Consider the following 13,393-nt stretch of genomic DNA (forward strand, 5'->3'; position numbering starts at 1 on the left):
TTAGTAGGTAAGTTCAATAATCCTTTTTGAAGGAAATGATAATGTAAATGTAGTACCTTGGCCTAGTTTGCTTTTCATTGTAATATCACCATGATGTTTTTGCATAACATTATAACAATAGGTTAAACCTAATCCATAATTACCTTCCTTAGTTCCCTTAGTCGAGTAGAAGGGGTTTAACACAAGTAAAAGTTCATCTTTTTTAATTCCTTTTCCGCTATCTTTAAAATCTATAAATAATTTTCTTTTAGTTTTATAGATTTTAATTACTATCTCCCCTTTACTTTCCATAGCTTCTATTGCATTCTTAATTATGTTTAGAAAAGTTTCTTGTAAATGTATAGAATCACCCAAAACTTTCACGTCAACTTCGTAATTCTTAATAATATTAATATCTGAATTGAGATATGGTTGTAGTAAATAAATTGCAGAATCTATAACTTCACTTAACCAAAACTCAGATTCCTTAAGGTAAATAAAGTCCAATTTATTTTGAATACGTGATGAAAGTTTTAAAACATGATGTGTTGATTCTAATGCTAACTCAATATTTTCAGCAGCTGTCTCATCCAGTATGACATGATCCTTCAGTTGATTAACTAACATATCAATTTTAGCTAATTCATTTTTTATCGTATGGTTCAACATTGCTGTACCGGAGGTGATAGATTTCATTGTTGTATCACGTCGTTGTTTTTCAAATCTAACTCTTACATCAAGAAATCCATATTTAACGATTAGATACGCGAATAATAAGAATTGCAGTGTAATAATCCAAGGATCACATAACCAAACATCAGGGATTCCACATGCCTCTAAAATGATATTTGTGAATAAAGCAAATGTAATAGGGGGGATTATTACTAAACAAGTAAATATTTTATGTTTTTTAATCGCGGGTCTTGCTTCTAAATATGTAGAGTAGACTAATAGGATATTTGCACCCATAACATATGGAACAGTCCAAAGCGATAATAAAGTGTAATTGGTTTTAAATACTGGATAAAGCTGGTCTATGTTATACATAAAAATAACAGGGATCAGAAATAAGATTTTCCATATAATTCTTTGATTAGTAGTTTTGAATGCTTTTGCAAAAGTCAAACCGAAAATCAAAATAGCATAAGGGGTCATATAATGTCCAAAAGAAGTGAATAAACTATCAATCCATAAAATCCATTCGGGTCGATTTGGACCGTCCCCAACCATAACTCCAAAACCTCCACATCCTCCAAAGAAAGCAATAAGACTTCCCCATCTTGTTTCCTCATTTTGAGAATTAGTTAAAAAAAGAATTGTACTCATTATCCAAAGGAAAAATACAAGTAATATCATAATATTAGCTCTTGATTCGTTTCTGGATAAAAGCAAGAGTATCCATAGCGATTTTTTTTCGTTTAAGAACAATCCCTGCATGTCCACAATCATACATATATCTGTTAGGTCTTTCCCAAGCTTCCCACAAATAATTTGTATCCTCAAAATGTACATATTGATCATATTTCCCGCAAATTAACAAAATGTTTTTTTTGTTAACTTGTGGAAGGGCCTGACTAGGTTCGGTAATCTTCCAATATTCTATTAATTTATCATATGTTACACCATGATGTTCTAAATCCTCTTTGATAAATTTTCCTGGACTAGTATTCCATATTGAATAAGAAAGTTTGTTGGCATAAAATATAGAAGCTAAGATATCGATTTCACATTCAACGGTAGCAGTTAGATTCGTAATGAAACCACCCAAGCTAATACCAATTAAGATCACAGGCCCTTTTTTGTTTGTCTTAATCCAATGAATTAATGTGCGTAAATCAACTACAGCTTGCTTGGTTGATTCAATTGTCCTTTCAATATTGGCACTTACCATATATTCTCCACTATAATGTGATCCTATAGGTTCTCTATCAAAATGATAAGGAAGAGTAAAGTAATACATATTCCATCCCAATTTTAAAATATCTTTGTGAAAGATTTTTTTAACACGTTCGTTTGTTTCCATACGCCATCCGTGTACAAAAATGACATTTGGTACATCCTCATTTCTATTTAAAAATACCTCCCCGGTTACTACATCGTTAGATGAATCGCCAGACTCAATTAAGCTTTTATATTTAAATTTTCCATCTCTATAATCAGTCTCTTCCGAACAATTCAATTCAAAAATAATATCAGTTAGATGAGATTCATAAAATTTCTCCCTCTCATCCAAATTCTCTCTTCTGGTAGGAAGAGTTGAATATTGAAACTTTTTACTACGTTTTTTATGTAGATCATATAAGGCATATGTTTCTATGATTTTTGACAAAAACAAACTAATATCCTCCAAACTTTAAGTAATATGTTAAAATATGCTAAAATAAAACTTTATAGATTATACCATGAATATTAAAATTTGGAAATTGATTTTTAGTTGTGGATTTAAATCGAAAGTAATACCAGTTTTTAATGCATATTATGAAGAAGTTCATCATGAGTGAATATAGCTGAAAGAGGATATTGTTCAGTCTTTCGGTTATTAAAAGAGGAAATGGTTAAAACTTTTATCATTTTAGCCAAGAAGACTCCTTCCTCAAGGAACGCGAAGTGAGTAGGTGGGAGGTGAATTAAATGATAATTAATAAAGCCTATAAGTTTCGTATCTATCCAAATCAAGCACAAGCAATTCTAATTAACAAAACGATAGGTTGTTCTCGCTTTGTATTCAATCATTTCCTATCCTATCCCTATGGGACCACGCATATAAAGAAACTGGGCAAGGTTTAACATATGGTATATGCTCTGCCAAACTTCCTGCCATGAAGAAAGAGTTTGTTTGGCTAACAGAAGTGGATAGTATTGCGATTCAGTCGTCTGTTCGCAACCTTGCGGATGCTTATACGCGCTTTTTCAAAAAACAAAACAGCGCACCGCGTTTTAAATCTAAGAAGAACAACGTACAATCGTATACCACAAAACAAACAAATGAAAACATTGCCGTTGTAGGGAACAAAATAAAGTTGCCGAAACTAGGCCTTGTTCGATTTGCCAAAAGTCGTGAAGTAGAGGGACGTATTGTAAATGCTACAGTTAGACGGAACCCTTCTGGTAGATATTTTGTGTCACTATTAGTTAAAACAGAAGTACAAGAACTTCCGAAAACACATTCTTACATTGGAATAGATGTAGGACTAAAAGATTTCGCTATTTTGTCAGATGGAACACACTATGAAAATCCGAAGTTTTTCCGATCATTAGAAGAATGAAAGGATCTTCTCGCTGGAATAAACAACGAGTAAAGGTAGCTAGAATTCATGAATACATATCAAATACTAGAAAAGATTACTTGGACAAAATTTCAACTGAAATCATCAAAAACCACGATGTTATTGGTATAGAGGATTTGCAATTATCGAATATGTTAAAGAATCATAAGTTAGCAAAAGCAATTAGTGAGGTATCTTGGTCGCAATTTGGAGCTTAGAAAGAGGATTGGAATGATGATTTCTTTTAATTGTTGATTTTAAACAATATTTGATGGGAAAAGTTAAAATTGATATTTATAAATCATTATTCATTAATATTTTAATGGTTGATATATTAAGTTTTCATATAGCATTAAGTTGAATAAAAGAGAGGTGTATTCTTTCAAATGGATAAGCTACAAAAAGTAGTAGAAAAATTTGCTTTAAATGTGTTAACAATTGATTATGTTAGGCAGTCCTTTAGTTCAGTCGTTTATAAAATTAAGCTAATTGATTTTCGAACTGTCTATATAAAAATTCCTTATTCAAAAGTAAAGCTTGAACATGAGTATAAGGTACTTGAACGATTACGCTATGAGTTGTCAGTACCACAAGTGTTGGATTATTGGGAAGGTGATGAAGGTTTTACTGGTGCATTATTGTTATCCGCAATACAAGGTATGCCAGCAACAGGGAAGGTGGATGCAGCTTTAGCTTTTGATATCGGCATACAACACGCTAAGTTACATGCAATCATTCCAAAAGAGCAGGATTTCGAAAACTTTATTTCCAATATGCATGGTCAATCGTCTGATTTTATTCAGCATAATTTTTATTCCTTAGCAAAAGATGTAAAGGAAGTAATTGATCCGCATTTATATGAACAATCAATGCAACATTTCGAATATCATCTCAAATTAATTCCATATTCAGATGCAACTAGTTTTATACATTTGGATTTTCGACCTGGAAATATTTTAGTTTATGAAAATCAAATTTCCGGCATTATTGATTTTGAAAGTTTCAGCATTGGAGCAACCGAAATGGATTTTACAAAAATCAATCGTTATATTTTTATGAAGTATCCCGGAACAAAAGAAGCTTATCGACAAGGTTATGAATCCATTCGTCCACTTGTTGATTTACAAGAAATTTTGCCATTTTATCAATTTATTGATTTGTTTAATGCAGTTGGTTGGTGTAAAAGAAGAGGTATCGAAAATTATCAAACTTTCTTACAAAAGAATATAGCCAATCTAAACGCCTTTTTTACGAATGTACGATAGTTGAAAGAAGAACCATCAAATTTTACTTAAAATGAGTGCTCTTGTCTATCTTAGAATAAAGGGTTAATTATAGCTTTTATCATTTTAGCCAAGAAGACTCCTTCCTCAAGGAGCGTGAAGGATCAGCCCAGTGAGTAGGTGGGAGATGAATTGGCTTCGAACAAGGGATGACAGGAAGCCAGCTTAATTGTTCGGCATACAGAAAGTGTTACTCTACTACCTATCGAATGTACGTTCGGTATATAATAGTCATATACCGAAATGGAGGTGAATCAAATAATGATTAATAAAGCCTATAAGTTTCGTATCTATCCAAATCAGGCACAAGCAATTCTAATCAACAAAACGATTGGGTGTTCTCGCTTTGTATTCAATCATTTCCTATCCTTATGGGATCAAGCATACAAAGAGACAGGAAAAGGCTTGACCTATGGTACATGCTCTGCCAAACTACCTGCCATGAAGAAAGAGCTTGTTTGGCTAAAAGAAGTGGATAGTATTGCGATTCAGTCGTCTGTTCGCAACCTTGCGGATGCTTATACGCGCTTTTTCAAAAAACAAAACAGCGCACCGCGTTTTAAATCTAAGAAGAACAACGTACAATCTTATACCACAAAACAAACAAATGAAAACATTGCCGTTGTAGGGAACAAAATAAAGTTGCCGAAACTAGGCCTTGTTCGATTTGCCAAAAGTCGTGAAGTAGAGGGACGTATTGTAAATGCTACAGTTAGACGGAACCCTTCTGGTAGATATTTTGTGTCACTATTAGTTAAAACAGAAGTACAAGAACTTCCGAAAACACATTCTTACATTGGAATAGATGTAGGACTAAAAGATTTCGCTATTTTGTCAGATGGAACACACTATGAAAATCCGAAGTTTTTCCGATCATTAGAAGATAAGTTGGCGAAAGCACAGCGTGTGCTTTCTAGAAGAATGAAAGGATCTTCTCGCTGGAATAAACAACGAGTAAAGGTAGCTAGAATTCATGAATACATATCAAATACTAGAAAAGATTACTTGGACAAAATTTCAACTGAAATCATCAAAAACCACGATGTTATCGGTATAGAGGATTTGCAAGTATCCAATATGTTAAAGAATCATAAGTTAGCAAAAGTAATTAGTGAGATATCTTGGTCACAATTTCGATCAATGTTGGAATACAAAGCAAAATGGTATGGCAAACAAGTCATTGTCGTATCGAAAACATTTGCTTCCAGCCAATTATGTTCTTGTTGTGGATATCAAAATAAAGACGTTAAAAATCTAAACCTACGTGAATGGGACTGTCCTTCTTGTCGTACACACCATGATAGGGATATTAACGCAAGTATCAATCTAAAGAATGAAGCGATAAGGCTTCTAACCGCAAGGACTGCGGGGATAGCCTAATCAATTAGAGTTCGATAGAACTCTTTACTTAGGAATCTCTCACTTCTAAACGAAGTGAAAGTGGGGGTAGTTCAATGCTACTGTATATAAAAGGACATCATTCTAATTAGAATGATGTCTCACTTATTTCAATATGACTTAATGTACTACTTTTTCAATTGTAGGCATTACAGCAATTGGTGGTAATGATGCAGTCCAACCAACTGCATATACGTTTAATTTATCACCTATTGTGTAGTCTGCACCACTTGAAATAGGAACTCTTAAAATCTTATTCTGAGAAACTAACTCCCACCAATCATGTTGATAAGCAAGTGCCTCGTCCTTTGTAGAAGTAGCGGCAACTACTAAGTAATGATTATCTACTGAAATAACATATCCAGTAAAAGGTTCTTGTTCTTGGTTCTGAATAGAATGAATTGGTGTAGCGCTTACCGACGACTTATTGGAATCTGCAAAAGCTGGTGTTAATCCGAAAGTAAATCCACATCCTAATGTTAAGGTTGTTACGGCTGTTACTAATTTTTGTTTTTTTGTAAACATCATATATCCCCCTTATATTTTATCCCTACAATATCCGTTTTCTATTTATATACATATAAAGCCTTTTAATATTAAGATGTTTAACAATTCTGTCACAATCATTCCATAAATGTTAATATTATCTATTAATGGGAGTGTTTTTGTGTTATAATTCACTAGGTGAACTATTATTGTTCCTTTCATCTTTTGATGGATGTATGCCCTTCCTTAATTGTAAATATGTTCGATTTTATTGGTGAAGAGGGAAGAAATCCCTCTTCTTTTTTTGTCTCTTGTAAAGTTCAAAGGTGTCTTTTATCCATAAAAAGGGGAGTAATATGAAATTGACATCAATCCATGATGTAACTATAATAGTTACAATTGGTTTCATAAACTAATTCGAATTTCTATGTTATTGATGGTATATTTTCATTCCTTTTTAAGTGTGACAGTTAGCAACTAACTATAATCCAATAGAGGAGTAGATTCTATCTCATATGTAAAGAGTAGATAAGTTGTACCATCCAAATTTACGACGCGCAAATACTTAAAAAACTATATTTTTCAACTGATCCTTTTTGGAATCTTCGGTATTGAAAACTGTAAACATCTACAAAAAGTTAATAAGATTGTTGTATGTAGAAAGAAATCTTTTAAAAAGGTCATAATATGGATAATAGGTAGCACACGTTTTAATTAGTAGGACTTGTACCACTATAAACCCATTTTTTAATAAAAGTATAGAAAAAATCAAGAAGGTGAGCTCATTGCGTAAACATGTATATGTGCAATTTTATGTATTGATATTGGCTTTAATAACTTATATAAGCTTTTGCTTTATATTTTTATTTGTTTTTCCGAATCATTATTTCGTATCAGATTTTAATATCCGATTATCATCTTTAGTCGTTGAAACTACTGTATTTATCTCATTACTGTATTCTATATTATCCAAAAAAATTAAGTTAGGAGTATTCTGGGTTTGCATTACTATTGCAATAGGGTGCTTTTTGATAGGGAATTTCATATCCGCTTTTCAAGTACTTAATGTAGAATTACCAATACAAAATTTTAATATTTCTGATGTGTTTCTACTGTTTTTCTTATTTTTCTTTCTCTTTGCGTTCTTTTATAAAATCATGATGGAATGTAATAAATGGGAGAAAGCATATTTACTTTGTGATTTATGTATTGTTGTTACTTCTATTTTTACATTAGAGTGGTATTTATTTAATAAACCTTCTGCAAATATCTTATTTTTATCAATTGGAGATGTTTTTCTCTCATTTATTTTTCCGATTATAGATTTATTGCTTCTATTACTTGGAGTTACCCTAATCTTTCGACCCGCTATTTTCAATGCAAAAAGTAAATTGTTTATTTTTATCCTAGTATTAACTGGATTGGCTATTACTGACTACTTGTATTTCTACTTACAAGATGATTTGTCAGACCGTTCAGTTATATTATTAAGGTGCTTGTATAGAGTTTTCCTATTATGTATCGCTATTGCTGCTACAATCCCAAAGGATGCTTCTTCTAAAAGAAATTATTTTATTATAAATCCGATATTTGGAAAGAAACTCCTTGTCATATTCCCTTATCTTGCAGTTGCAGTCTTAATTGGTTTTACTTTGAAAGAGCAAACTTCTTCGGCTACATTGATTACGGGGAATTGTATTGCTTTTGTATTTGTACTGATTCGTCATACAATTGTACGAATGCAAAACAAAGATTTAACCGAGACCTTAAAAGTGTTTAATAATCAATTAGAACAAACAGTATCTCAAAGAACAAGGGATTTAATAAACAAATCTAATGATTTGGTAAAAAATCAAGAGAGATTTAAGTCATTATATGAGTATCATCCGGATCCTATTTTAACGATTGATCCAAACGGTATTGTATTAAATATAAACCAGTCTGGAAGTATGTTATTAGGAGAAGACAGTGCTGCATTAATAGGGAAAGAGTGCTTCTCTATTTTTTTAGATGAAGATAAATCTGAATTGGAGGCGGCTATAAAGAAGGGGAAACGATGTAGTTCGTCTTCGTTACAGTTACGTGTAAAAAGTAACAATGAGAAGGACATACATTTTTGGTATGTCACTATTGTTCCTATTATGATAGAAGGACAAACTTTTGGAAGTTATGTAATGGTAAAAGACATAACGAGGATGAAACAGCAACAGGATGAGATAAATTATCTAGCATTCCATGATACGGTGACTGAGATTGGAAATCGAACATTCTTCCAACAAGAATTAGATAGATCCATTAAGCATGCACAAAAATCACAGGATAAGTTTGGGCTCCTGTATATTGATTTAAACCGCTTTAAGACTATTAATGATACACTGGGCCATTCGATTGGTGACAGGGTTTTAAAAGAAGTGGCCAAACGTTTTAGGACATGTCTGTCACCGACTATTTCTCTAGCAAGAATAGGTGGAGATGAGTTTGCGATCATTGTCCATAACCAAACAGAGCAACAGCTATTGGATTTATGTGAAACTCTATTTCGTATAACTGAAGAACCATTTATAGTTAATCAACATAGTTTTTACTTAACTCTTAGTATAGGAATAGCAGTGTATCCGTTTGGAGGAATAAATACTACTACACTTTTACAACATGCTGATATCGCTATGTATAGTGCAAAAGAAAAAGGTAATAATGCTGTTTGCATGTATGACGAGACATTATCAAAAAAAATAACAAGACGATTGCGATTAGAACAGGATTTACCGAATGCATTAGAAAATAATGAGTTGTTTTTATTATATCAACCACAAGTTGACAGTAAGACGGGTATGGTTATTGGTGCAGAGGCTTTAATACGTTGGCAACATCCAGAGCTAGGGATGATTTCACCTTTTGAGTTTATACCTATCGCAGAAGAAACGTCGCAGATTATTTCAATTGGGCAATGGACGTTACAGGAAGCGTGTCGACAACTGAAAGAATGGCATTCAGCGGGCTATGCAAATCTAAAGATGGGGATAAACTTATCAGCTATAGAGTTTGAACAGAAAGGTTTTGTTCAAACAATCAGATCTACCATAGAAGAAGTAGGGGTACCTGCTAGTTCGATTGATTTGGAATTAACAGAGAGAATAGCGATGGTAGATGAAAAAGAAACCTTATCGAAGTTAAAAGCATTAAAATCATATGGTGTACATTTATCAATTGATGATTTTGGTACAGGATATTCTTCATTAGCATATCTTCCTTTGTATCCAATTGATACTTTGAAAATTCCAAGAGAATTTGTTAATAGGATCGGGACTTCTACGGATGGAAATGAAATTATACAAACCATTATTTCACTAGCACATACTTTAAATATGAAAGTGATCGCAGAAGGGGTAGAAACGAAAGAACAATTAACAGTGTTACAGCGTAATGCATGTTATCTAATTCAGGGGTATTACTACAGTAAACCTGTAAATGAAGATGAATTTATCGATTTTTTAAGTACAATGCAAAATGAATAAGTGAAAAAATCAGTATATGTATGAATTGAACTACTCACCACTTAACGTCCTAGCGGACTGTTTGAAGTGGGAGATTCCTGCGAACACCGATGTATCCACCAGTTATCTTAGCAGGCTCTACCCGCAGTCCCTACGGTGAGAACATAAGTATCTTGTACGCTGACTCACCACACTACCTACTTTAGCTTGGTTTTCGCAATTTTGAGAAGCGTGGGGCGATAGAACGTTGAAGATTTTACGGCTGCAACGTTTTTCTGCAACCAACCTCATATCTTCAGTTTTCGAAGAGCAATCTGTACAAGTAAATGATAGCAAATATGTTGGCTTATGCCAACCGACATTCATCTCCCACCTAAAAGTGGTGTTTCACACCTTCACATTTTTGAGGAAGGAGTCTTCTGTCGGAAAACGATAAAGTGAAAAGACGTTCTATCCATATGGATTTGAACGCCTTTTCACTTTATTTTCAGTCTTTGAAAGTAAAATAAGTATTTATATGCCTTGTATTAGGGCTAATTTTCAAAATATTTTATTTGTATTAAATCTAACTAATATATTTTGTTTTTGGTAATTGCAATAGAGAATCAAATGAATTTTTAAATTGGGTAGGCCTTAATATATAAACAGAAGCGTATCAAAAGGTTAGTTTATTTAGGAAGTGCTTCAAAAATGTATATTTATATCTTTTGAAGCGGCTTCCTTTAATGAAAACATCCTATATCAAAAGGAGTACCTTTTGATATAGGATGTTTTGCAGAAGTAAAATATTATCTTGTTGTTGCTTTTTTGTTATAAGGCGAATCTCGTTTTTTTAGCTTGGTAATGCTGGTTTAAAACAGAGTTGAACTGTTTATATAAGGTCGCACTGTTTAGATTAATCTTCTTTGAAAATAGTTTTTTTCTTTTTGTTCGTTTATTAGGGTCATTTGCATTAATGTAGATTTGAAATAAAGTCGTACCGATTATAAAACAGTTGAACTGCATTGGCTCTTTGGGTTAGATTGGAAAAGGCGAGGCTGCAACAATTGTTAGCTAAGCTTCTCAACTAAAAATAGGAGAGAGTAGCATGATAAAAGATTTTTACACCTTAGAATCACGTTATTATAAAGAAATTTGGTAGTCTTTAATTAGCCTTTAACTTAATCTCAAACTTAAGGGAGATGTATAGATGAACATTGGTAGACAAATACAATATTTTCGTAAACGGGATAATATGTCCCAAGAGAAGTTAGCAGAAAAAATTCATGTTTCCAGACAATCTATTTCTAACTGGGAAAATGAAAGGAACTATCCAGATATTCATAATTTACTAATGATGAGTATTCTCTTTAATGTCTCCCTGGATGATTTAGTTAAAGGAGATGTAAAGATCATGAAAGAAGAACTTCAAAAATCTACTTTCTTTAAGTGGAGTTACATCATGTTAGCATTAATGATTATACTTCCTATTTCTATTGCACCTGTATTTTACTTTTTTGGTTATTATGGTCTTATAATACCTGTGGTACTTACGATTTTGCTTATGTTTTCATTACAGCAAGTTGAAAACATAAAAAAAGAGCACAATTTAAAAACTTATCGTCAAATAGTTGATTTTATAGAGGGGAAACCTGTAAGTGAAGTAAAACCAAATATAAAAGACAAATTATTAAAAATAGGTTTGATGCTTGCAAGTGCTTTAATTAGTTATAGTTTGATTTATTTAGGATTGAGTGTATTTGGAAGATAACTTAGAAAACTATTAAAAGTCCTCCGGATTGTTTAACTGGAGGACTTTTGTGTTTACATAATTATAGTTCTCGAAAGTGGATCTTGTAGCGTTCTTTCTCGTAATTCACTATGTTTTCTAAAGAAAATAGGGAAAGGCAAGACAATGAATAAATTTATAAAATGACAAAACTGTAAGAATACACGAATGTTTGTAAGAAAGTTCGATGTTTTCCTTTTTCTTTTTTTATTATAGTGAAAAAGAAGAACGAAATATTTTCTTATGTAGGGAAGGAAGATAATAATGATTGATCTATTAAATAAATGGATGTTAGAAAGTACAGCCAATTTTAATATCGTTGTAGGATTTACAGCACTTCTATTTTTGGGTTCAGTAATTGCACTTATTATTATTTACAAAAAAATTGGTAAACCATATGAAAGAACAAATGCTATTTATTTAAAAATTACTTCTCGTATGTTTACTACTCAAATTCTAATGAATGCTATATTTATTTCTCTAGTTGGTAAGGATATCGAGAATTTCCGTCAAATCTTTATATTATTTGAAGCCTTTGTATTCTTCATTGGAGCTATTTATTCGTTTAAACTATATAGACAGGAATACAAATAATTCACTTATAAGTACATCTATAAATATACTTGCAAGTGTACTTATAGGGGTACCGCCAGCATTTCGGAAAAAAACCCACGCTAAGCAAAAACATACAATAAGCTGTCCATATGGACAGCTTATTTACATAATTTCCGTTATTGGAAGTTGTTTTTATAAGGGGTAGCTTGATTTAAAAAAATAATATATTTAAGAGAGTTCGCTTAATATTGAGCGAACTTATTTTTTTTGAAAGAAAATGGAAATTTTATGTTAAAATGAATATACAGATTGTGGAATGTTGTACTTGAACTAATGAAGAAGCTTAGTAGAACAAGATTTTTAATAAATTTAGTTTGCGGAAAATTTTAGATACATTGAATTTTAGGAGGGGACAAATGGAAACAAAATTAAGTGTAAAAAGTGAAAACAAAATTAGTGATATAAAACCAATTATATTGTATCTTTTCATATTTTATCTTGTTTGGATTTTTAAAGAATTATGGTTAGCAAAATATATTCATTTATTTGGGGATACTACTGCAGGTTTTTTAACTGCGTTAATTAAGATTTCAATTTGGATTGTTCCAGTTTGGTTATACATAAAATATTATTTAAAGACTAATCCAATTGGTTACCTAAAAATAAATATTAATGTGAAAAAAGGGATTTTTTGGGGAGTAGCTCTTTCATTGTTGCTCGGTTTATATTTTGTCTTTAAAATTTATATGCTTAATAATCAAACATTTAACCTCATATTATCTTTCGACAACTACCTTAATGCTATTCTTTTAGTAGGAATTACAGAAGAGATTGTGTTTAGAGGATTAATTCTGCAAGAGATTAGTAAAAGATTACCTTTTTGGAACGCCAATCTTATTACATCCTTCTTATTTTTAGCAATACACTATCCAATCTGGATTTATAGTGGAGATTTTTTTAATTTATGGAGTCATATATATGTTTTTCTTCTTGGATTAATTTTTGGATTTGTGTTTAAAAAGACAGGTTCATTATGGTCGGTTGTTATATTGCATTCATTTCATAATTTTTTTGTTAGTATTACTTAAAACAAACAGGAATTTTATTTGTTTCATCTAATCCCCCTACATATTTTATTAGTATTTCCTTATATTTCTATTTTGC

The 13,393-nt window shown here is 31.8% G+C and carries 9 protein-coding genes and 1 pseudogene; 7 read left to right on the plus strand and 3 right to left on the minus strand.

The genetic code is table 11. From position 1 onward, the window contains the following. Positions 1-1,335, minus strand: coding sequence for a sensor histidine kinase (locus tag ACTFRM_RS20175; RefSeq protein ID WP_000602258.1), 1,335 nt, complete (start codon positions 1,333-1,335; stop codon positions 1-3). A gap of 4 nt (positions 1,336-1,339) precedes the next feature. After that, complete coding sequence (locus ACTFRM_RS20180) at positions 1,340-2,314, minus strand: alpha/beta hydrolase (protein WP_000480037.1); 975 nt, start codon at positions 2,312-2,314, stop codon at positions 1,340-1,342. Between the two features lie 296 nt (positions 2,315-2,610). Here ACTFRM_RS20180 and ACTFRM_RS20185 point away from each other — a divergent pair. The 3 genes and pseudogenes from ACTFRM_RS20185 to tnpB all read left to right on the plus strand — a co-directional run. Then, positions 2,611-3,454 (plus strand): annotated as a pseudogene (locus ACTFRM_RS20185) (RNA-guided endonuclease TnpB family protein); the annotation flags it as partial. Positions 3,455-3,631: 177 nt separating this feature from the next. After that, the gene (locus tag ACTFRM_RS20190) at positions 3,632-4,510 is read left to right on the plus strand and encodes a phosphotransferase family protein (RefSeq protein WP_000359643.1); all 879 of its coding nucleotides are present in this window, start codon (positions 3,632-3,634) and stop codon (positions 4,508-4,510) included. Between the two features lie 279 nt (positions 4,511-4,789). After that, a complete protein-coding gene (gene tnpB, locus ACTFRM_RS20195; protein WP_440043532.1) occupies positions 4,790-5,908 on the plus strand; it encodes an IS200/IS605 family element RNA-guided endonuclease TnpB in 1,119 nt (372 codons plus the stop codon). A 138-nt stretch (positions 5,909-6,046) separates the two neighbouring features. Here tnpB and ACTFRM_RS20200 read toward each other — a convergent pair whose 3' ends face one another. After that, positions 6,047-6,451 carry a DUF3221 domain-containing protein gene (locus ACTFRM_RS20200; RefSeq protein WP_000494387.1) on the minus strand — a complete coding sequence of 135 codons (405 nt, stop codon included), beginning with the start codon at positions 6,449-6,451 and terminating at the stop codon, positions 6,047-6,049. A 746-nt stretch (positions 6,452-7,197) separates the two neighbouring features. On the opposite strand from ACTFRM_RS20200, the gene ACTFRM_RS20205 reads away from it, so the two are divergent. From ACTFRM_RS20205 to ACTFRM_RS20220, 4 genes are all read left to right on the plus strand, one after another. Continuing rightward, on the plus strand, positions 7,198-9,927 hold the full coding sequence (locus ACTFRM_RS20205; protein ID WP_001225600.1) for a sensor domain-containing protein: 2,730 nt from the start codon (positions 7,198-7,200) through the stop codon (positions 9,925-9,927). A gap of 1,168 nt (positions 9,928-11,095) precedes the next feature. Further along, positions 11,096-11,656, plus strand: coding sequence for a helix-turn-helix domain-containing protein (locus ACTFRM_RS20210; RefSeq protein ID WP_001020684.1), 561 nt, complete (start codon positions 11,096-11,098; stop codon positions 11,654-11,656). A 282-nt stretch (positions 11,657-11,938) separates the two neighbouring features. After that, positions 11,939-12,268 (plus strand): hypothetical protein, encoded by a 330-nt coding sequence (locus tag ACTFRM_RS20215; RefSeq protein ID WP_000566267.1) that lies wholly within the window; start codon positions 11,939-11,941, stop codon positions 12,266-12,268. A gap of 377 nt (positions 12,269-12,645) precedes the next feature. Then, positions 12,646-13,317, plus strand: a complete 672-nt coding sequence (locus ACTFRM_RS20220) for a CPBP family intramembrane glutamic endopeptidase (RefSeq protein WP_086388571.1) — start codon at positions 12,646-12,648, stop codon at positions 13,315-13,317. Positions 13,318-13,393 lie beyond the last annotated feature (76 nt).

It is taken from the genome of Bacillus cereus group sp. MYBK227-1 (assembly GCF_051916325.1).
GTDB classification, from domain to species: domain Bacteria; phylum Bacillota; class Bacilli; order Bacillales; family Bacillaceae_G; genus Bacillus_A; species Bacillus_A cereus.